This is a genomic window from Paraburkholderia sp. LEh10 (assembly GCF_017814945.1).
Classification (GTDB): Bacteria; Pseudomonadota; Gammaproteobacteria; order Burkholderiales; family Burkholderiaceae; genus Paraburkholderia.
The window spans coordinates 13,583-34,674 of the sequence record NZ_JAGIPX010000077.1 but is presented as its reverse complement, the minus strand read 5'-3'; the positions used below and the strand labels follow the sequence as shown (position 1 = coordinate 34,674).

Genomic DNA, 21,092 nt, shown 5'->3' with positions numbered 1-21,092 from the left:
TTGCCTACTTTTCTTTGCAGCCGGCAAAGAAAAGTAGGTGCCGCCCCGCACAGGGGCAACGCCCGCGCCGCGAGGCGTATCGCGGATGCCAGCGAAAGGGCAAAGCAAACCGCATCGCGGATGCCCGCGCAAGGGCAAAGCAAACCGCATCGCGGATGCCCGCGCAAGGGCAAAGCAAACCGCCAGGCGTCGCAGACAAACCCAAAAACGAAAACCGAAACCCCAAACCACATGGTCTACCCGCGTTGTCCGACGGGCTGCGCCTGCACTATCCTGTGCGCACGCGCATTCGCGCTCACCCCGCAGCCCGAAGGACCGCCTCCGATGACCACCTACCGCGAGTTCCACCGCCGCTCGATCGAAGCCCCCGAAGACTTCTGGCGCGAAGAAGCGCGGCGCATCCATTGGGAAACCCCATTCGACGCCGTCCTCGACCGCTCGAATCCGCCGTTTGCGCGCTGGTTCGTCGGCGGGCGGACCAACCTGTGTCACAACGCCGTCGACCGTCACCTTGCGCAGCGCGCACAGCAGAACGCCCTCATCTACGTTTCGACGGAAACGGGCATCGAGCGGCGCTACACCTATGCCGAACTGCACGCGGAAGTGAACCGGATGGCGGCCGTGATGCGCTCGCTCGGCGTCAAGCGCAGCGACCGCGTGCTGGTCTATCTGCCGATGATCCCCGAAGCCGTGTTCGCGATGCTCGCGTGCGCGCGTCTGGGCGCGATTCACTCCGTCGTGTTCGGCGGATTCGCCGCACCGAATCTCGCCGCGCGCATCGACGACGCGAAGCCCGTGCTGATCGTCACAGCCGACGCCGGCGCACGCGCGGGCAAGGTGATCGACTACACGCCCCTCGTCGATGAAGCGCTCGCCCGTGCGACGCACAAGACGCCGAAGGTGCTGCTGATCGACCGTCAGCTCGCGCCCGAACGGCTGAACGCGCCGTATCTCGTCGCTTATGAGCCGCTGCGCGAGCAGTTCTTCGACGCGCACGTGCAGTGCGAATGGCTCGAATCGACGGAGCCTTCGTACGTGCTGTACACGTCGGGCACGACAGGCAGGCCCAAGGGCGTGCAGCGCGATATCGGCGGCTATGCGGTGGCGCTCGCGGCATCGATGGAATACATCTTCGAAGGCAAGGCCGGCGACACGATGTTCACGGCGTCCGACGTCGGCTGGGTGGTCGGCCACAGCTATATCGTCTACGCGCCGCTGATCGCGGGCCTCACGACGGTCATGTACGAAGGCACGCCCATCCGCCCCGACGGCGGCATCTGGTGGCGGCTCGTCGAGCAGTACAGGATCAATCTGATGTTCACCGCGCCGACCGCGATCCGCGTGCTGAAGAAGCAGGACCCCGCGCTTCTGAAGCAGGCCGATCTGTCGAGCCTGCGCACGCTGTTTCTGGCGGGCGAGCCGCTCGACGAACCGACGGCTTCATGGATCGCCGACTCGCTCGGCAAGCCGGTTGTCGACAACTTCTGGCAGACGGAAACGGGCTGGCCGATTCTGGCGATCCAGCGCGGCATCGAGGCGCTGCCGCAAAAACTCGGCTCGCCGGGCGTGCCCTGCTACGGCTACGACCTGACGCTGCGCAACGAGCACACGGGCGAGCCCTGCCCGACAGGCGAAAAAGGCGTAATCACGCTCGGCTATCCGCTGCCGCCGGGCTGCATGTCGACGGTATGGGGCGACGACGCGCGCTTCGTGAAGACGTATTGGGAAAGCGTGCCGAACCAGCAGGTCTATTCGACGTTCGACTGGGGCATCCAGGACGAAGACGGCTACGTGACGATCCTCGGCCGCACGGACGACGTGATCAACGTCGCGGGCCATCGACTCGGCACGCGCGAGATCGAGGAAGCGCTGTCGGGGCACAAGGCGGTCGCGGAAGTGGCCGTCGTCGGCGTGACGGATCAGTTGAAGGGCCAGGCGGCCATCGCGTTCGTCGTCGTCCGCGATGCAGGCGCGTACGAGTCCGACGACGCGCGCGCGAAGCTGTCCGCCGAACTGTGCGCGACCGTCGACCGTCATCTCGGCGCAATCGCGCGGCCCTCGCATGTGGTGCTGGTGTCGATGCTGCCGAAGACGCGCTCCGGCAAGCTATTGCGCCGCGCGATCGCGGCGCTCGCGGAAGGCCGCGATCCCGGCGATCTGCCGACCATCGAAGACCCTTCGGCGTTGCAGCAGATCCGTGACGCGCTCGCGCTGGCGATCGGCACGCGCGGCGGCTAGGCCTTGCGTCATCGAACGGCGCGCGCCCTTAGCCGCGCGCCGACAGAAACCGCCTGAGAATCCCGCTCGAATACGTGCCCGCGATTTCCGTCAAAAACGTGACGAACGAAGCGGGCGCGTGCGCATCTGCCGTGTCGGAAATCGTGCGCACGATCGCGCACGGCACACCGTATTCGTAGCAGACCTGCGCGATCGCCGCGCCTTCCATTTCGACGGCGAGCGCGTCGGGCAACGCGGCGCGCAGCAGATCGACGGACGTCGCGCTCGCGACGAACTGGTCGCCGCTGATAATCAGACCGCGATGCACGACGGGCCGCGCCTCGGTCAAAAACCGCTGCGACAGCGCCGCGCCCTCTTCGTCGACGAAACGCTCGCAGGCGTTGGCCAAAGCAGCCGTCAACGGCGCATCGGCGGCAAAGCGGGACATGCCGAGCAGCGGCACTTCGAAGCGAGGAAAAAGCGGTGACGCATCGAGATCGTGCTGCATCAACCACTCGGCCACGACGATATCGCCGATCCGCACCGCAGGCCCGACGCCGCCCGCGACGCCCGTGAATACGACGGCTTCGACATCGAACGCGTGAATCAACGCGCTGACAGTGGCGGCCGCCGCGACCTTGCCGACGCGCGCGAGCGTCACGACGCACGGCGCGCCGTGCACGGTGCCGATGTGATAGTCACGCTTGCCATGCGTGATCGTTTCGACGTTGCCTTCGGCGCGCATCGCGGCGACGAGGTCGCCGAGCTCCTCGGGCAGCGCCGCCATCACGCCGAGCGGACGGCGAGGAATCGTCGCTTCGGACGGCAGCGCGCTCATTCGACCGCCTGAAGTTTCGCGACGGCGAGCGCGAGCCACTTCTCGCCGTGCCGCTTGAACTTGACCTGCGCCTTCGCATCAGCGCCGCCGCCTTCGAGCGCGGTGATCGTGCCTTCGCCGAACTTCGTGTGGAACACCTGCTGGCCGACACGGAAGCCCGTGTCCGCGGCGCGCTGCTCGTTGGCGAACGCGGGCAGCGGCGCGTTGGTCGTCGCGTAGCTCTCGCGGCCGCCGCCATAGCCTTGCTGACGATCGGGTCGCGCGAACCAGTCGCGTCCCCAGCCCGCATTGTCCGAGCGGCCGCCCCAGCGCGCGCCCGCTTCGACTTTCGGCGTGAGCCACTTGAGCGTTTCCTGCGGCAGTTCGTCGAAAAAGCGCGAGCGGATGTTGTAGCGCGTCTGTCCATGCAGCATCCGGCTTTGCGCGAACGACAGATACAGCCGCTCCTTCGCGCGCGTGATCGCGACGTACATCAGGCGGCGCTCTTCTTCGAGGCCATCCGCTTCCATCGCGCTGTTTTCGTGCGGGAACAGCCCTTCCTCCAGGCCCGTGATGAACACCGCCGTGAATTCAAGGCCCTTCGCCGCGTGCACCGTCATCAGTTGCACCGCTTCCTGGCCGGCCTGCGCCTGGTTGTCGCCCGCTTCGAGCGACGCGTGCGACAGGAAGCCCGCGAGCGGCGTCATCGTGTCGGGGTTTTGCGCGGGATCGGCGGGATTGGCGGCGTCGAGCACGTCGACACCGGGATCGTCAGTGGCGACGACCAGTTCCGGCGCCGCCGTTGCGCCCGGACGCAACGGGATCGAGCGCGCGGGCGTATCGAGCCCGTAGCCTTCCTCACTGACGAACGCGGTGGCCGCGTTCACCAGTTCCTGCAAGTTTTCGAGCCGCTCCTGCCCTTCGCGCTCGTTCTGATAGAACTCGGACAGGCCGCTTGCGCGCACCACATATTCGACCGTTTCCGGCAGGCTCATCTGCGCCGTCTCGGCGCGCATCTTCGCGATCAGGTTCGCGAACGTGCCGAGGCTCGTGCCCGCCTTGCCCGTCACGTACGGAATCGCCGCCGCCATCGAGCAGTTGTACAGACGCGCCGCGTCAGCCAGTTGTTCGATCGAACGCGCGCCGATGCCGCGCGTCGGGAAATTGACGACGCGCGCGAACGCGGTGTCGTCGTTCGGATTGTCGATCAGGCGCAGATACGCGAGCGCATGCTTCACTTCCTGGCGCTCGAAGAAGCGCAGGCCGCCATACACGCGATACGGAATGCCGACATTCACGAGCGTATGTTCGATCGTGCGCGACTGCGCGTTGCTCCGGTACAGCACGGCGATCTCGCTGCGCGACGCGCCCGTGTTGATCAGCGCGCGTATTTCTTCGACGATCCAGCCCGCTTCCTGCGAATCCGTCGCGGCTTCATAGACGCGCACGGGTTCGCCGTGGCCCGCGTCGGTGCGCAAATTCTTGCCCAGGCGCCGCGCGTTGTGCGCGATCAGATGATTCGCCGCATCGAGAATATGGCCGTGCGAGCGGTAGTTCTGCTCGAGCTTGATCAGATGCCGGACCTTGAACTCATTCTCGAAGTCGCGCATGTTGCCGACGTTCGCGCCGCGAAACGCGTAGATTGACTGGTCGTCGTCGCCGACCGCGAAGATCGCGTTGTGCTCGCCCGCCAGCAGCTTCAGCCACGCGTATTGCAGCTTGTTGGTGTCCTGGAACTCGTCGACGAGAATGTGACGGAAGCGCGCCTGGTAATGCGCCCGCAGCGGCGGGTTGTACGACAGCAGCTCGTAGCAGCGCAGCAGCAGTTCCGGAAAATCGACGACGCCTTCGCGCTGGCATTGCTGGTCGTACGCGTCGTACAGCTCGACGAACTTGCGGTTGAAGTTGTCGGACGCGTCGACGTCCTTTGGACGCAGCCCCTGCTCCTTCGCATTGTTGATGAAGTACTGCAGGTTCTTCGCCGGATATTTCTCGTCGTCGATATTCAGGCCCTTCATCAGGCGCTTGATCGCCGAAAGCTGGTCCGATGTGTCGAGAATCTGGAACGTCTGCGGCAGACCTGCGTCGCGGTAATGCGCACGGAGCATCCGGTTGCACAGGCCGTGGAAGGTGCCGATCCACATGCCGCGCGTGTCGATGGGCAAAAGCGCCGACAGGCGCGACATCATTTCGCGCGCGGCCTTGTTCGTGAACGTCACGCCGAGGACGGTCGGCGGAGATGCAAAACCGTGCTGGATCAGCCACGCGATCCGCGTGATCAGCACGCGCGTCTTGCCGCTGCCTGCGCCCGCCAGAATGAGCGCCGGTTCGTTCGGCAGCGTGACGGCGGCGTATTGTTCGGGGTTCAGGTTCGCGAGCAGTTCGGGCATGGATGACGGGCAGAAACAACGGTTGCGGCGGGTGGTCCGTCATTATAAGACCGCGACGCCCGCAACCCGCGACGCCGCATCGGCACGCCCGCGCCGCGCCCGCAACGGCAAGCGCGGCCCGCCGCTGCCGCATCCCTTTATAATTCACGGTTTCAGGCATCTTTCCACGCATTTTCCGGCAGATTTCGACGATGACGACAAGCGACAGCACGCTGGCCAAAAGTTTTGAGCCGCAAACGATCGAGGCGCAATGGGGCCCCGAATGGGAAAAACGCGGCTACGCCGCCCCGGCGTTCGAACCGGGCCGCAAGAATTTCTCGATCCAGTTGCCGCCGCCCAACGTCACGGGCACGCTGCACATGGGCCATGCGTTCAACCAGACGATCATGGACGGCCTGACCCGCTATCACCGGATGCTCGGCGAAAATACGCTGTGGGTGCCGGGCACGGACCACGCGGGCATCGCGACGCAGATCGTCGTGGAGCGGCAACTGGACTCGGAGGGCGTCTCGCGCCATGACCTCGGCCGCGAGAAGTTCGTCGAGCGCGTGTGGGAATGGAAGCAGCAGTCCGGCTCGACGATCACGAGCCAGGTGCGGCGTCTGGGCGCCTCGATCGACTGGTCGCGCGAATACTTCACGATGGACGACAAGATGTCGGCCGCCGTGCGCGACGTGTTCGTGCGCCTCTACGAACAGGGCCTGATCTATCGCGGCAAGCGGCTCGTCAACTGGGACCCCGTGCTGCTCACGGCCGTCTCCGATCTCGAAGTGGTCAGCGAGGAAGAAAACGGCCACTTGTGGCACATCCAGTACCCGCTCGCGGACGGCTCGGGCCATCTGACGGTCGCCACGACTCGCCCCGAAACGATGCTCGGCGACGTTGCCGCGATGGTCCATCCGGAAGACGAGCGCTATGCGCACCTGATCGGCAAGACCGTCAAGCTGCCGCTCACGGACCGCGAAATCCCCATCATCGCCGACGACTACGTGGACCGCGAGTTCGGCACGGGCGTCGTGAAGGTCACGCCCGCGCACGACTTCAACGACTATCAGGTCGGCCAGCGCCACAAGCTGCCGCAGATCGAAATCCTCACGCTCGACGCGAAGATCAACGACAACGCGCCCGAAAAATATCGCGGCATGGACCGCTTCGAAGCGCGCAAGCAGGTCGTCGCCGATCTGGAAGCGCTTGGGCTGCTCGAATCCGTCAAGCCGCACAAACTGATGGTGCCGCGCGGCGACCGCACGGGGGTCGTGATCGAGCCGATGCTCACCGACCAGTGGTTCGTCGCGATGAGCAAGCCCGCGCCCGAGGGCACGTTCAATCCGGGCAAGTCGATCGCCGAAACGGCCCTCGACGTCGTGCGCAACGGGCAGATCAGATTCGTGCCGGAGAACTGGACGACCACGTACTACCAGTGGCTCGAGAACATCCAGGACTGGTGCATCTCGCGTCAGTTGTGGTGGGGCCATCAGATTCCCGCGTGGTACGGCGAAAACGGCGAGATCTTCGTTGCGAAGACGGAAGACGAAGCCCGCGCGCAAGCCGAAGCGAAAGGCTACACGGGCGCGTTAAAGCGCGATGAAGACGTGCTCGACACGTGGTTCTCGTCGGCGCTCGTGCCGTTCTCGTCGCTCGGCTGGCCGAATGAGACGCCCGAACTGAAAGCGTTCCTGCCGTCGTCGGTGCTGGTGACGGGCTTCGACATCATCTTCTTCTGGGTCGCGCGCATGGTCATGATGACCACGCACTTCACAGGCAAGGTGCCGTTCGAGACCGTCTACGTGCACGGACTGGTGCGCGACGCGGAAGGCCATAAGATGTCGAAGAGCAAGGGCAACACGCTCGACCCGATCGATATCGTCGACGGCATCGGCCTGGATGAACTCGTGAAGAAACGCACGACGGGCCTGATGAATCCGAAGCAGGCCGCCACCATCGAAAAGAAGACGCGCAAGGAATTCCCCGAAGGCATCCCGGCGTTCGGCACGGACGCGCTGCGCTTCACGATGGCGTCGATGGCGACGCTCGGGCGCAACGTCAATTTCGACCTCGCGCGCTGCGAAGGCTATCGCAACTTCTGCAACAAGCTGTGGAACGCAACGCGCTTCGTGCTGATGAACTGCGAAGGCCACGACTGCGGTTTCTCGAAGCCGGGCGCGTGCCAGCCGGGCGATTGCGGCCCGGGCGGCTACACGGACTTCTCGCAGGCCGATCGCTGGATCGTGTCGCTCCTGCAGCGTGTCGAGGCCGAAGTCGAAAAGGGCTTTGCCGACTATCGTTTCGACAATGTGGCAAACGCCCTATACAAGTTCGTATGGGACGAATACTGTGACTGGTACCTTGAACTGGCGAAAGTGCAGATCCAGACGGGCACGCCCGAGCAGCAGCGCGCCACGCGCCGCACCCTGCTGCGCGTGCTCGAAGCGGTGCTACGCCTCGCGCATCCCGTGATTCCTTTCATTACGGAAGCACTGTGGCAGAAGGTGGCGCCGCTTGCGGCAAAGTATCCGGAAGGCAAGGCGGACGGGGAAGCATCGATCATGACGCAGCCCTACCCCATCGCCGAGCCCGGCAAGATCGATGAACAGGCCGAGCAATGGGCCGCCGACCTGAAAGCCGTGATCGACGCGTGCCGTAATCTGCGCGGCGAGATGAATCTGTCGCCGGCGACGAAGGTGCCGCTGCTCGTGACGGGCAACGCCGCGCGCCTCGCGTCGTTTGCGCCATATGCACAGGCATTGGCGCGCCTGTCCGAGGTGCAGATCATCGCCGACGAGGCAACGCTGGATGCGCAGGCACATGGCGCGCCGATTGCTATCGTAGGAACGGACAAACTCGTGCTGAAGGTGGAGATCGACGTCGCCGCCGAGCGCGAACGCCTGTCAAAAGAGATTGCAAGGTTGAACGCGGAAGTTTCGAAATGTAACGCCAAGCTGCAGAACGAGAGTTTTGTTGCAAAAGCACCGCCCGCGGTCGTTGAGCAGGAGCAAAAAAGGCTGGCAGAATATCAGACCACCATTGGCAAGCTGACGGCACAACTGTCTCGCCTGCCTGCCTGATTCACTCTTATGCGTGCCGCGCCTCACGGTGCGGCGCGCATCCCAAACCAGAGGACGCAGGGTACACACATGCTAAAAGTTACAAAGGCAGTCTTTCCGGTCGCGGGTCTCGGCACCCGCTTCCTCCCTGCCACCAAGGCGAGCCCGAAGGAGATGCTGCCGATCGTCGACAAGCCGCTGATCCAGTACGCAGTCGAAGAAGCGATGGCCGCGGGTATCACGGAAATGATCTTCGTGACGGGCCGCAGCAAGCGCGCAATCGAGGACCATTTCGACAAGTCGTACGAAATCGAGGCCGAGTTGGAAGCGCGCGGCAAGGCGAAGCTGCTGGAGCTGGTTCGCAGCATCAAGCCGAGCCATGTCGACTGTTTCTACGTGCGTCAGCCTGAAGCGCTTGGCCTGGGCCACGCTGTCCTGTGCGCCGAAAAACTGGTGGGCGACAACCCGTTCGCCGTGATCCTCGCGGACGACCTGCTGTACGGCAAGCCGCCCGTCATGCAGCAGATGATCGAGGTGTTCGATCACTATCACAGCTCGGTGATCGGCGTCGAAGAGATCCCGGCGTCGGAGACGAAGTCGTACGGTATCGTCGACGGCAAGGAGTGGGAGGACGCCATCATCAAGATGTCGGGCATCGTCGAGAAGCCGGCGCCCGAAGTCGCGCCCTCCAACCTGGGCGTGGTTGGGCGTTATGTTTTGAAGCCGCGCATTTTCGATCATATCCGCGCGCTGAAGCCTGGCGCGGGCGGCGAGTTGCAGTTGACGGACGCGATCCAGTCGCTGCTCGCCGATGAGCAGGTTCTTGCTTACAAGTACCACGGTACGCGGTTTGATTGCGGCAGCAAGCTCGGCTATCTGAAGGCGACGGTCGAGTTCGCGCTGCGGCATCCGGAAGTCGCCGCCGACTTTGAAGAGTATTTGCGGACGCGGTCGCCGGTGTTGGAAGGCTAGTTTGCGATCTTATGTCTGCGACGCGTTTGTGTGGCGTGTCGCGGGCAGGTTGCCTTTTGTGATGTGTCGTTTGCCTTGCCCTTCGCGGGCATCCGCGATAGCGACAGCGGCGCAAGCGTTGCCCCTGTGCGGGGCGGCACCTACTTTCTTTGCCGCGGCAAAGAAAGTAGGCAAAGAAAGCCGCTCACACCGCCAATCCTCGTTCCTACCCACGGGCTCTCAACGGCCCCATACTCGCACGACGACGCCTTGGCTCATGTCCGTTGCCAACGTCCTCGCTATACGCCCCACCCTCTTCACGCAAGCTCCTGACGGCGAGCTATCGCTCACTTTTATCGCCCAACGTAGTCTCGCGGTACAAGGCAATGCCAGAGCCGTTTGGAAGCGTCACGGAGCGATGGTGTCCCACGCGGCGCGACGGCCTGCATGCACTTTGCCGTACATCTGCCGGGGTTATTCGCAGACTTGTATCGAACCGCGGGGACGTTAAGCGGGTGAGGCGCTTACAAACGCGCTGGCGACGCAGGTGGGCGAGCACGCCGAGGAAGGAAGACCGGGGCGTTGAGAGCCCGTGGGTAACGGTCAAGGATTGGCGGTATGAGTCCGCTTTCTTTGCTTACTTTCTTTGCGGCGGCAAAGAAAGTAAGTGCCGCCCCGCACAGGGGCAACACTTGCGCCGCGAGGCGCAATCGCGGATGCCAGCGACAGCGGCAAAACAAACACATCGACACATCCCGCGAGGGACCCAACCCCGGCCAAAAGCAAAAATCACCTTCTCCGCATCAAAAACACAAAAACCTTATCGGCCGTCGTCGACGTCTCGACGATCTCATTGCCCGTCTGCTTCGAAAACGCGGCGAAATCGCGCTGCGAACCCGGATCGGTGGCGAGCACCTTGAGAATCTGGCCGCTTTGCATGTCGGCCAGCGCCTTCTTCGCGCGCAGAATCGGCAGCGGACAGTTCAGGCCGCGCGCATCCACTTCCTTGTGAATCTGAATTTCCATCGACGGTGACCTTCGTGAGGCGGCGCTCGCGTTCCATTCACGGCGCCATGCAGAGGGTCAAATTCTAACGCAAGCGAACCGGGCGCGCCCTGGCCGTAAAAGCAAGGGCATGCCATCTTACAGATCGACAGCCCGGCCGCTCGTCAGCGATTCGCGCAGCGCATAGCCGATGCGCGTCGCTTCCATCGCGTCCACGAGTGTCGCCCCGCTCTGCCGGCCGTCTCTTACCGCCGCGACGAATGCCTGCGCTTCGCACAGGAACGCGTCCTCGAAACGGTCGAAGAACGTCGGCGTGCACTCGTTGCGAATGCCGCTTGCGTCGGCGATCTCGACCCGGTTTGCGCGCGGATTGCGCCCGACATACAGCGCGCCCGCCGTGCCGATCACCTCGCTGCCCGTGTCGTTGCCATGCGCGAGCGTGCGCGACGCGTAGAACATCGCGATGCGTCCGCCGTCGAACTCGCAGATTGCGACGCCGTTATCGACATCGCCGAACTCTCGCAAACCCTCGTGCAGCGCGACCACGCCGCTCGCGTAGACGCGCTTCGCCTTCGGCATGCCGAGCAGCCAGCGCGCGACGTCGATGTCGTGCACCGTGCAATCGAGAAAGATGCCGCCCGACGTCGGCGCAAAGCGCACGAAAAAGCCGTCCGGATCGTTCTGATCGCAAGTCTGCGAGCGCACCATGAACGGCCTGCCGATCGCGCCCGCCTCGATCTTCTCGAATGCGTTGCGATAGCTCGGATCGAAGCGGCGCATGAAGCCGATGGTCGCCTGCAACTGCGGGTGGCGCTGCGCCTGCGCGATCACGCGCTCGCACTCGGCGAGATCGAGCGACAACGGCTTCTCGCAGAACACATGCTTGCCCGCGCGCAGCGCATCGATGATCTGCTGCGCGTGCAGCGCGGACGGCGTGACGAGCCACACTGCATCGACCTCGCGATCTTCGAGCAGCGCGTGATAGTCGTCGTAGATGCGCGGCGCGGGCAGCGCGTCGCGCGCCCATGCCCGCTCCTCTTGCACGGGACTGCACGCGGCAACCAGCGCCGCGCCTGACACGCGATACGCGAGATTCTCAGCATGCCGCTTGCCGAGCCGGCCCAGCCCCACTATGCCGATACGCAGCGGCCCGCTCATCACAGCGCCTCGTTCAGCCTGACGGCGCGTCCTTCGCGCCACGAACGCGTCGCGGCTTCCGCCAGTTCGAGCGCCTTCATGCCGTCGGCGACCGTCGTGCGCACCGGCTTGCCTTGCGTGACGGCTTCGAAGAAATGCGCGATCTCCAGTGCATACGCCTCGCGATAGCGCTCAAGGAAGAAGTGCTCGGGCACGTCGCTGGAAACGGCCGTCTTCGAGTACGCGGTCACTTTCGTCGGACGCACATTGCCCGCCTGCAACATGCCGTCGCTGCCGAGCACTTCGAAGCGCTGGTCATAGCCATACGCGGCGCGGCGCGCGGTGTTGATCTGGCACAGCCGGCCGCGCTTCGTGCGGATCGTCACCGCCGTCGAATCGATATCGCCCGCGTCAGCGATGGCCGGGTCGGACAGGCAACTGCCCGTCGCGTGCAGCGTGTCCGCTTCGTCGTCGAGAATCCAGCGGAAGATGTCGAAATCGTGAATCAGCATGTCCTTGAAGATGCCGCCCGAGTGCTTGATGTACTCGACAGGCGGCGCACCCGGATCGCGGCTCGTCACGACGAGCATTTCCGGCGTGCCGATCTCGCCCGCGTCGATGCGCGCCTTCAGCGCGGCAAAGGTCGGATCGAAACGGCGCTGGAAACCGATCATGCACACGACGCCCGCTTTCGCGACGGCATCCGCGCAGGCGCGCGCGCGTTCCAGCGTCAGATCGACGGGCTTTTCGCAGAACACGTGCTTCTTCTGCGCCGCCGATTGCAGGATCAGATCGGCGTGCGTGTCGGTGCTCGAACAGATGACGGTGGCGCCCACCGACGCATCGCCCATCGCGCCCTCGACATCGGCAACCTGCGCGCCGTGCTGCGCCGCAAGCGCGGCGGCCGCGTCGCGGTTCACATCGACCACGTATTTGAGCCGCACGCCCGGCTGCCGCGCAAGGTTGGACGCGTGAATCTTGCCGATGCGCCCTGCGCCGAACACGGCTACGTCGATCGTCTTGCCTGCTACATCAGTCATCGTATCCTCCAGTGTCTGTGGACTCTTCTACGTTCAGTTCCAGCTTGTACGCGAGCGCAATGAACAGCGCCTGGCACAGGCAGATCGTGCTGGTCAGCGAGCGGAACGCAAACGCGCTGCCCTCTTTCACATAAAGCTGCGTGCTCGCATAGCGAGCAAGCGGCGACAGCTGGCTATCCGTAATGACGAGCGTCTTCGCCTGATGGTGATGCGCGACGCGCAGGCAGTACTGCGTCTCCTTGCCGTACGGCGCGAAGCTGATCGCGATCACGACGTCGCCCTTCTTCACGCTGCGAATCTGCTCGCGATACATCCCGCCGAAACCCGACACGAGATGCACGCGCTTGGGCGTGTGCTGCAATGCGTAGACGATGTAGCTCGCAACGGGGAACGAACGCCGCACGCCGATCACATAGATGTTGTCGGCCTGCTGCAGCATCTTCACGGCGGCGTCGAACTGCGCGTCGTCGAGCGAGCCTTCCAGCTCGTCGAGGCCGTCGCGGCACGCGGCGACGAACTCGCGCGCGACCGTGCCGCCCGACAGCCGCCCCGGCTTCTCGTCGATCAGCTTGCGAATGCGCTGCTGATAGCTCTGCGACGACCCGCCCTGCGTGGTGTACGCCTGGCGGAACACCGCCTGCAGATCGGAGAAACCCGAAAAACCGAAACGCTGCGCAAAACGCACCACGGCCGACGGATGCACGCCGCAACTCAGCGCGATGTCGCTGGTGCGATCCACCATCACGCTCGAACGGTGCTGCTCGATATACGTCGCCACGCTCTTCAACTGTCGCGGCAGCGATTCGTAGTTTTCGGCGATGCGTTGCATCAATTCTTCGACGCTCGGCAACTCTTCTGTGCTGTCTTCCGCCATGGTCCTGACCTCTATGCTTTTTTGCAGCGCAAAACCCCGTCCTGCAAGGGCTTCGTGAGACGCGCGATGACGTGCAAGCGCGCTGTCCCGACGATGCGGAGTATAGGCACAACCGAAAGCAAATGGAATGGATTTTCCATTTTTCTTTGACATGAAATTTTCATTGCAAGTCTGAGAAAGTTGGCCTACTCTTGGTCCTGAGCGATGACGCAACGGCAACCGGCATCACCTCGCTACGCGTCATACGTTCACCTCAAAAACGAACAGACCGAGAAAGGTGGAGACAATGAGACTTTGCAAAGGCAAGGCTTCGTTCAAAGTTCTGGCAGCGGCACTGACACTGGCGGCGGGCATCGGCGCGATGACGGCGGCGTCGACGGCACAGGCGGCGGACGCGAAGTTCGTGCTGATCAGCCACGCGCCGGATTCCGATTCGTGGTGGAACACGATCAAGAATGCGATCAAGCAGGCCGACGAGGATTTCAACGTCGAAACCGACTACCGCAACCCGCCGAACGGCGACCTCGCCGACATGTCCCGCCTCATCGAACAGTCCGCCGCGCGCAACTATGACGGCGTGATCGTGACCATCGCCGACTTCGACGTGCTGAAGAGCTCGATCGGCAAGGTCACATCGAAGAAGATCCCCCTCGTCACGATCAACTCCGGCACGGAAGAGCAAAGCGCGCAGCTGGGCGCGATCATGCACATCGGCCAGCCCGAATATGTCGCGGGCAAGGCGGCGGGTGAAAAGGCCAAGGCGGCGGGCGTGAAGTCGTTCCTGTGCGTCAACCACTTCGCAACCAACGCGGTGTCGTTCGAACGCTGCCGCGGCTTTGCCGATGCGCTCGGCGTGAACTACAAGACGTCGACGATCGATTCGGGCCAGGACCCGACGGAAATCCAGTCGAAGGTGAGCGCCTATCTGCGCAACCACCCGAATACGGGCGCGATCCTGACGCTCGGACCGACGCCCGCGTCGGCTACGGTCAAGGCCGTGCAGCAGATGGGCCTCGCGGGCAAGATTTACTTCTGCACGTTCGACTTCTCGGACGACATCGCGAAAGGCATTCAGGATGGCACGATCGCCTTCGCGATCGACCAGCAGCCGTATCTGCAGGGCTATATCGCCGTCGCGGTTCTCGCGATCGTGAAGAAGGAGCACACGACCGACCCGACGAAGATCCGGCAGATCCTGCAGGCGAATCCGAAGTTCAAGGAACGTCTGCAAACGTACGGCCTCGAACCGTCGTATGGGCCGAAGAACATCCGTTCCGGTCCGGGCTTCATCACGAAGGCGAATATCGACAAGGTCATCAAGTACGCGGGCCAGTACCGCTAACGGACTTCCTTTTAGCCAGTCATACGCGGTACCGGGCGCGCCAGCGAGTGCGCGACCCCGGCGGCCCTTTGCACGCAAAAACGCGCAAGGACAGCCGCCATCGTCGGGCGTCCCGACCGCGTTATTTACCGGCTTTGCGCGCGACTCTCGCCATTGTGCGGAGGGAACCGCGCAGACAAGCCGGGCATTCAGGAGACATCATGGGCGTAGCCGGCAAACACTTTCCATCGCATGGTCACGACGCGACGGGCAACGATGCGCAATCCTCCCAGCCGGCAACGGCAACGGCAACGGCGACGGACGAGCGCATCAGAAAGGAATCGTTTTTCGGGCATCTGTTGAACCGGCCCGAATTCGCCGCGATTTCCGGCACCGTCCTCGTGTTCCTCGTGTTCGCGATCGGCGCGGGCGGCTCGGGCATGTTCAACCTCGATGGGGTGATGAACTGGTCGCAGGTCTCCGCCTATCTGGGCATTCTCGCCGTCGGCGCATGCCTGTTGATGATCGCGGGCGAGTTCGACCTCTCCATCGGTTCGATGATCGGCTTCGCCGGCATGATGGTGGCGATTCCCGCCGTCTATTTTCACTGGCCGATCTGGGCGTCCATCATCTTCGCGTTCTGCGGGTCGATGGCGCTCGGCGCGCTGAACGGCTACCTCGTGATGCGCACGCGCCTGCCGTCGTTCATCGTGACGCTCGCGTTCCTGTTCATCCTGCGCGGCCTCACGCTCGCACTGTCGATCATGGTCGCGGACCGCACGATCATCTCCGGTGTCGGCGATCTCGCGCAGGCCGACCCCGTTACCAACTTCCTGTTCCATGGCGTCGCGTTGCACGGCCTGTTCACGAGCCTTGCGCACATGGGCATCGGCTCGATGCTCGACAACGGCCAGCCGCTCGTCCCCGGCATTCCGAAAGTGCTGCTGTGGTGGTTCGCGCTCGCCGCGGTCTGCGCGTTCGTCCTCGCGAAGACGCGTTACGGCAACTGGATGCTGGCTGTCGGCGGCGATGCGAATGCCGCGAAGAACGTCGGCGTGCCCGTGCGCCGCGTGAAGATTTCCCTGTTCGTGCTGACGGCCTTCTGCTCGTGCCTGTTCGCCGTGCTGCAGGTCAGCGACATCGGCTCGGCCGCCGCCGACCGCGGTCTGCAAAAGGAATTCGAAGCGATCATCGCCGCGGTGATCGGCGGCACGCTGCTGACGGGCGGTTATGGATCGGTGGTGGGTGCCTGCTTCGGCGCGCTGATCTTCGGCGTCGTGCAGATCGGCATTACCTATACGAATGTCAGTTCCGACTGGTTCCGCGTGTTCCTCGGCGTGATGCTGCTGATCGCGGTGCTGTTCAACCATTACGTGCGCCGCCGCGTGGCTCAATCGTAATCCGGCAACCGTAATCGACACGAGGCAACGACCATGTCCGACACTCTCAAGCAAGACGACTTCATCCTCTCGCTCGAAAACGTCAGCAAGTACTTCGGCAAGGTGATCGCGCTTTCGGGCGTCACGCTGCGCTTAAAGCGCGGTGAAGTGCACTGCCTGCTGGGCGATAACGGCGCGGGTAAATCGACGCTCATCAAAACGCTCGCGGGCGTGCACCAGCCCTCTTCCGGCGATTACCTGGTGGATGGCAACAAGGTGACGTTCGAATCGCCGAGCGACGCGCTCGACCTCGGCATCGCGACCGTGTATCAGGATCTCGCGCTGGTGCCGCTGCTCTCCGTGGCGCGCAACTTCTTCATGGGACGCGAGCCGCAGAAGAAGCTGTTCGGCCTCGTCAACGTGATGGATCTCGACACCAGCGCGCGGATCGCACGCGACAAGCTCGCCGAAATGGGCATCATGGTGCGCGACCCGCATCAGCCGATCGGCACGATGTCGGGTGGCGAGCGGCAATGTCTGGCGATTGCGCGCGCAATCCACTTCGGCGCGCGCGTGCTGATTCTCGACGAGCCGACCGCCGCGCTCGGCGTGAAGCAGAGCTTCAACGTGCTGAAGCTGATTCACAAGGCGCGCGCGAAAGGCATCTCGGTGATCTTCATCACGCACAACGTCCACCACGCGTATCCGATCGGCGATTCGTTCACGCTGCTCAATCGCGGCAAGTCGATGGGCACCTATACGAAGGAAACCATCAGCAAGGAGCAGGTGCTCGACATGATGGCAGGCGGCGCCGAAATGCAGAAAATGATCAGCGAACTGGAAGGCGCGACGATCTGATCCACGCAGCGCGCCGCCCGATCGCGCATCGACGGAACGAGCGGCGCGCCCTTTCGCTGCAGCGAACATTCAGGACACTTTCATGGCTCTTTCCAGCACAACCACGGCTAATGGCGCGAGCCGCTTCGCGGCGGGCCGCAGCCGCGACATCGTCTGCCTCGGCCGGCTCGCCGTCGATCTTTACGCGCAGCAGGTCGGCGCGCGGCTCGAAGATGTCGCGAGCTTCGCGAAATATCTGGGCGGCTCGTCGGCGAACATCGCGTTCGGCTGCGCGCGGCTCGGCCTCGATTCGTCGATGCTCGCGCGCGTCGGCAACGATCACATGGGCCGCTTTCTCACCGAGACGCTGACGAAGGAAGGCTGCGACGTCAGCCATGTGCGCGTCGATCACGAGCGCCTCACCGCCCTCGTGCTGCTCGGCCTGAAGGACCGCGACACGTTCCCGCTGATTTTCTATCGCGAGAACTGCGCGGACATGGCCGTCGACGAAGCGGATTTCGACGAAGCGTATATCGCGTCGTCCAAAGCGCTGCTGATTACGGGCACGCACTTCTCGACCGTGCAGGTGAACCGCGCAAGCCGCCGCGCGCTCGAATACGCACGGCGCAACGACGTGCGCACCGTGCTCGACATCGACTATCGCCCGGTGCTGTGGGGACTGACGGGCAAGGCCGACGGCGAGACGCGCTTCATCGCAAACGAAAGCGTGAGCGCGCATATCCAGGGCATCCTGCCCCTCTTCGATCTCGTGATCGGCACGGAAGAAGAGTTTCGCATCGCAGGCGGCAAGGACTCGCTGATCGAGTCGCTCGCCCAGGTGCGCACGGTGACGCCCGCGACGCTGGTCGTGAAGCGTGGTCCCCTCGGCTGCCAGATCATCGAAGGCGACGTGCCCGCTTCGATCGACGACGCGCCGATCCACGGCGGCGTCGAAGTCGACGTGCTGAACGTGCTCGGCGCGGGCGACGCATTCGCGTCCGGTTTCCTGTCGGGCTGGCTGCGCGATGAACCGCTCGAAGCGTGCGCACGCGCCGCGAACGCGAGCGGCGCGCTCGTCGTGTCGCGCCACGGCTGCGCGCCCGCGATGCCGACACCCGCCGAACTTGATTACTTCCTGCGCGAAGCGAAAGCGGACCCGGCGCGCATGCGCCGCCCCGATCGCGACGCGACGCTCGCGCGGCTGCATCGCGTGACGCCTGCGCGCCTGGCGCGCAACGAAGTGCTCGGCTTTGCGTTCGATCACCGCAACCAGTTCTTCGAGCTCGCGCAGCAGACGGGTGCGGAGCCGGCGCGCATTTCGAAGCTGAAGAGCCTGTTCGTCGAAGCCGTCAAGCAGACGGAAGAAGCGCTCGGCCTGCAAGGCAAGATCGCCGTGCTGATCGACGACCGCTACGGCCAGGATGCGCTGAACGAAGCGACGGGCCGTGGCTGGTGGATCGGCCGGCCCGTCGAGTTGCCGGGCTCGGTGCCGCTCGTGTTCGACCATGGGCGCTCCGTTGGCACGACGCTCACCAGCTGGCCGCGCGAGCATGTGGTGAAGTGCCTCGTGCAATACCATCCCGACGAGCCCATCGAGCAGCGTCTCGAACAGGAAGCACAGTTGCGCTCGCTCTATGACGCCGTGCAGGAAAGCGGCCACGAACTGCTGCTCGAAGTGATTCCGCCGAAGCACTTGCCCGCTGGCCCGGACATCGTGTTCCGCGCATTGAAGCGCCTCTACAACATCGGCATCTATCCGGAGTGGTGGAAGCTCGAACCGATGGATGCATCGCAATGGCAGGCCGTCGATGCGCTGATTCACGAACGTGATCCGTACTGCCGGGGCGTCGTGCTGCTCGGCCTGTCGGCCCCCGTCGACCAGATGATCGAAGGCTTCCGTTCGGCCGCGCAATCGACGACATGCAAGGGCTTCACGGTCGGCCGCACGATCTTCCATGAACCGAGCCACGCGTGGCTCGCGGGCCAGATCGATGACGACGAAGTGATCGCGCGCGTGCGCCGCACGTTCGAAACGCTGATCCAGTCGTGGCGCGAAAGCCGTGCCACGGGCGGATCGGGTGGCACAGCGAATGCGGCATCGTCGCGCCAAGTTCATCAGGAGCAAGCGGCATGAATCAGCGCGTATTGCATCATGACGTGGCGGCCGCCCCCGACGCCGCCGCGCAGGTCTCGACCGACGGCACCATCCGTTTGACGGCGGCTCAAGCTGTCGTCCGCTATCTCGCCGCGCAACGGGTGGAGACGGAAGACGGCCAGGGCAGCGAGCCGCTTTTCGGCGGCGTGTTCGCCATCTTCGGGCACGGCAACGTCGCGGGCCTCGGCGAAGCGCTCTATCAGCATCGGCACGAGCTGCCGACCTACCGCGCGCACAACGAGCAGGCGATGGCGCACAGCGCGATCGCGTTCGCGAAGGCGCACTTCCGCCGACGGATGATGGCCGTCACGACGTCGATCGGTCCGGGCGCGACGAACCTGGTCACGGCGGCGGCGCTCGCGCATGTGAACCGCTTGCCCGTACTGCTGCTGCCCGGCGACATCTTCGTGTCGCGCGCGCCCGATCCTGTGTTGCAGCAGGTCGAGGACTTCCATGACGGCGGCGTTTCGGCCAACGATGCGCTCAAGCCGGTATCGCGCTACTTCGATCGCATCGTGCATCCGGCGCAACTGCTGAACGCATTGCCGCGCGCCATTCGTGTGCTGACGGATGCTGCATTGTGCGGCCCCGTCACGCTCGCGTTGCCACAGGACGTGCAAGCGACAGCCTATGACTACCCCGCCGACTTCTTCGCGCCGCGGATCGTGAAGGCGCATGCGCCTGCGCCGGTTGCAAGCGAAATCGACGATGCGCTGCTCGTGCTGCGCAATGCGCAGCGTCCGATGATCGTCGCGGGCGGCGGTGTGCTCTATGGTCGCGCAACGAATGCATTGCAGACGTTCGCGAAAAAGCACGGCATTCCCGTCGCCGAGACGCAGGCCGGCAAGAGCGCGCTCGCGTGGGACGATCCGCTGAATCTCGGCTCGCTCGGCGTCACGGGTTCGCCGGGTGCGAACGAAATCGCGCACGACGCCGATTGCGTGCTCGCCGTCGGCACCCGTTTGCAGGACTTCACGACGGGCTCGAATACGCTCTTCACGCACGCGCAGGTGATCGGCATCAACGCGAATGCGTTTGATGGCCTCAAGCATCGCGGCTGCATCGTGCAAGCCGATGCGCGCCTCGCGCTCGAAGTCTTGTCGTCGCAACTCGAAGGCTGGAAAGCCGACACTCGTTGGACCGCTCGCGCGCAACAGCGCGCAGGCGAATGGCGAGACGCCGTGCACACGCTCACGCACGCGCCGCAACGCGTGGAAGGCAAAAGCGTGCTGCCCTACGACGCCGACGTGATCGGCGCAGTGCAGCGTTCGAGCGCGCGCTCGCCGACGGACGACATCGTCGTCTGCGCAGCGGGCACGCTGCCCGCCGAGCTGCACAAGCTGTGGCGCGCGGCCAGGCCGGGCGCGTATCACGTCGAGTACGGCTATTCGTGCATGGGCTACGAGATCGCGGGTGGTCTTGGCGCGAAGCTCGCGCGGCCCGAGCGCGAAGTGATCGTGATGGTCGGCGACGGCAGCTATCTGATGATGAACAGCGAGATCGCGACGTCGGTGATGCTCGGCGCGAAGCTGATCGTCGTCGTGCTCGACAATCGCGGGTATGGCTGCATCAACCGACTGCAACAGGCATGTGGCGGCGCGCCCTTCAACAACATGTTCGACGACTGCGTGCAAGGCGCGCCCGGTGCGCCGGTCGTCGATTTTGCCGCGCACGCGCGCGCGATGGGCGCACAGGCCGAGCATGTCGCCGACGTGCAGGAACTCGAAGCCGCGCTGCAGCGTGCGCGGGCGGCCGACCGCACGTACCTGATCTGTATCGACACCGACGCCGCGCGCACCACTGACGAAGGCGGCTGGTGGTGGGAAGTCGCCGTGCCCGAAGTGTCGCCGCGCGAAGGCGTGCGCAACGCGCGCGCCGACTATGAAGCGCACATGCGGGCGCGCGGCAAGGACAACCAGTGAGGA

At 64.2% G+C, this 21,092-nt stretch carries 15 protein-coding genes; 9 read left to right on the top strand and 6 right to left on the bottom strand.

Going from position 1 to position 21,092, the window contains the following annotated elements; genetic code table 11:
• Positions 1-324: 324 nt before the first annotated feature.
• Positions 325-2,238 carry a propionate--CoA ligase gene (locus J8I87_RS37400; RefSeq protein ID WP_209937394.1) on the top strand — a complete coding sequence of 638 codons (1,914 nt, stop codon included), beginning with the start codon at positions 325-327 and terminating at the stop codon, positions 2,236-2,238.
• 28 nt (positions 2,239-2,266) lie between these two features.
• Here J8I87_RS37400 and J8I87_RS37395 read toward each other — a convergent pair whose 3' ends face one another.
• Together J8I87_RS37395 and J8I87_RS37390 are read right to left on the bottom strand one after the other, a co-directional pair.
• Positions 2,267-3,055: a 5'-methylthioadenosine/adenosylhomocysteine nucleosidase gene (locus J8I87_RS37395; RefSeq protein ID WP_209937393.1), complete on the bottom strand. Its 789-nt coding sequence runs from the start codon at positions 3,053-3,055 to the stop codon at positions 2,267-2,269.
• Positions 3,052-5,424: a UvrD-helicase domain-containing protein gene (locus J8I87_RS37390; RefSeq protein ID WP_209937392.1), complete on the bottom strand. Its 2,373-nt coding sequence runs from the start codon at positions 5,422-5,424 to the stop codon at positions 3,052-3,054. The genes J8I87_RS37395 and J8I87_RS37390 overlap by 4 nt, the downstream gene beginning before the upstream one ends.
• Here J8I87_RS37390 and J8I87_RS37385 point away from each other — a divergent pair.
• The 3 genes from J8I87_RS37385 (at position 5,423) to galU (ending at position 9,440) form a co-directional block, all read left to right on the top strand.
• Positions 5,423-5,653, top strand: a complete 231-nt coding sequence (locus J8I87_RS37385) for a hypothetical protein (RefSeq protein ID WP_209937391.1) — start codon at positions 5,423-5,425, stop codon at positions 5,651-5,653. The two genes, J8I87_RS37390 and J8I87_RS37385, sit on opposite strands and share 2 nt — an antisense overlap.
• Positions 5,616-8,489, top strand: coding sequence for a valine--tRNA ligase (locus J8I87_RS37380; RefSeq protein WP_209937390.1), 2,874 nt, complete (start codon positions 5,616-5,618; stop codon positions 8,487-8,489). The genes J8I87_RS37385 and J8I87_RS37380 overlap by 38 nt, the downstream gene beginning before the upstream one ends.
• Before the next feature lie 69 nt (positions 8,490-8,558).
• Entirely contained in the window at positions 8,559-9,440 is an 882-nt protein-coding gene (gene galU / locus J8I87_RS37375; RefSeq protein WP_209937389.1) for a UTP--glucose-1-phosphate uridylyltransferase GalU, read from the top strand.
• A 768-nt stretch (positions 9,441-10,208) separates the two neighbouring features.
• Here galU and J8I87_RS37370 read toward each other — a convergent pair.
• The 4 genes from J8I87_RS37370 to J8I87_RS37355 form a co-directional block, all read right to left on the bottom strand.
• On the bottom strand, positions 10,209-10,439 hold the full coding sequence (locus J8I87_RS37370; protein WP_209937396.1) for a sulfurtransferase TusA family protein: 231 nt from the start codon (positions 10,437-10,439) through the stop codon (positions 10,209-10,211).
• Positions 10,440-10,562: 123 nt separating this feature from the next.
• Positions 10,563-11,582, bottom strand: a complete 1,020-nt coding sequence (locus tag J8I87_RS37365) for a Gfo/Idh/MocA family oxidoreductase (protein WP_209937387.1) — start codon at positions 11,580-11,582, stop codon at positions 10,563-10,565.
• Positions 11,582-12,601, bottom strand: coding sequence for an inositol 2-dehydrogenase (gene iolG, locus J8I87_RS37360; RefSeq protein WP_209937386.1), 1,020 nt, complete (start codon positions 12,599-12,601; stop codon positions 11,582-11,584). Before iolG ends, J8I87_RS37365 begins: the two co-directional genes overlap by 1 nt.
• Complete coding sequence (locus J8I87_RS37355; protein WP_209937385.1) at positions 12,594-13,475, bottom strand: MurR/RpiR family transcriptional regulator; 882 nt, start codon at positions 13,473-13,475, stop codon at positions 12,594-12,596. Before J8I87_RS37355 ends, iolG begins: the two co-directional genes overlap by 8 nt.
• A gap of 286 nt (positions 13,476-13,761) precedes the next feature.
• On the opposite strand from J8I87_RS37355, the gene J8I87_RS37350 reads away from it, so the two are divergent.
• The 5 genes from J8I87_RS37350 (at position 13,762) to iolD (ending at position 21,089) form a co-directional block, all read left to right on the top strand.
• Positions 13,762-14,817 carry a sugar ABC transporter substrate-binding protein gene (locus tag J8I87_RS37350; RefSeq protein ID WP_209937384.1) on the top strand — a complete coding sequence of 352 codons (1,056 nt, stop codon included), beginning with the start codon at positions 13,762-13,764 and terminating at the stop codon, positions 14,815-14,817.
• A 200-nt stretch (positions 14,818-15,017) separates the two neighbouring features.
• The gene (locus tag J8I87_RS37345) at positions 15,018-16,196 is read left to right on the top strand and encodes an ABC transporter permease (protein WP_209937382.1); all 1,179 of its coding nucleotides are present in this window, start codon (positions 15,018-15,020) and stop codon (positions 16,194-16,196) included.
• Between the two features lie 33 nt (positions 16,197-16,229).
• Complete coding sequence (locus J8I87_RS37340; protein WP_209937381.1) at positions 16,230-17,033, top strand: ATP-binding cassette domain-containing protein; 804 nt, start codon at positions 16,230-16,232, stop codon at positions 17,031-17,033.
• Positions 17,034-17,115: 82 nt separating this feature from the next.
• A complete protein-coding gene (iolC, locus tag J8I87_RS37335; RefSeq protein ID WP_209937380.1) occupies positions 17,116-19,146 on the top strand; it encodes a bifunctional 5-dehydro-2-deoxygluconokinase/5-dehydro-2-deoxyphosphogluconate aldolase in 2,031 nt (676 codons plus the stop codon).
• The gene (iolD, locus tag J8I87_RS37330; RefSeq protein WP_209937379.1) at positions 19,143-21,089 is read left to right on the top strand and encodes a 3D-(3,5/4)-trihydroxycyclohexane-1,2-dione acylhydrolase (decyclizing); all 1,947 of its coding nucleotides are present in this window, start codon (positions 19,143-19,145) and stop codon (positions 21,087-21,089) included. The genes iolC and iolD overlap by 4 nt, the downstream gene beginning before the upstream one ends.
• Positions 21,090-21,092: the final 3 nt, after the last annotated feature.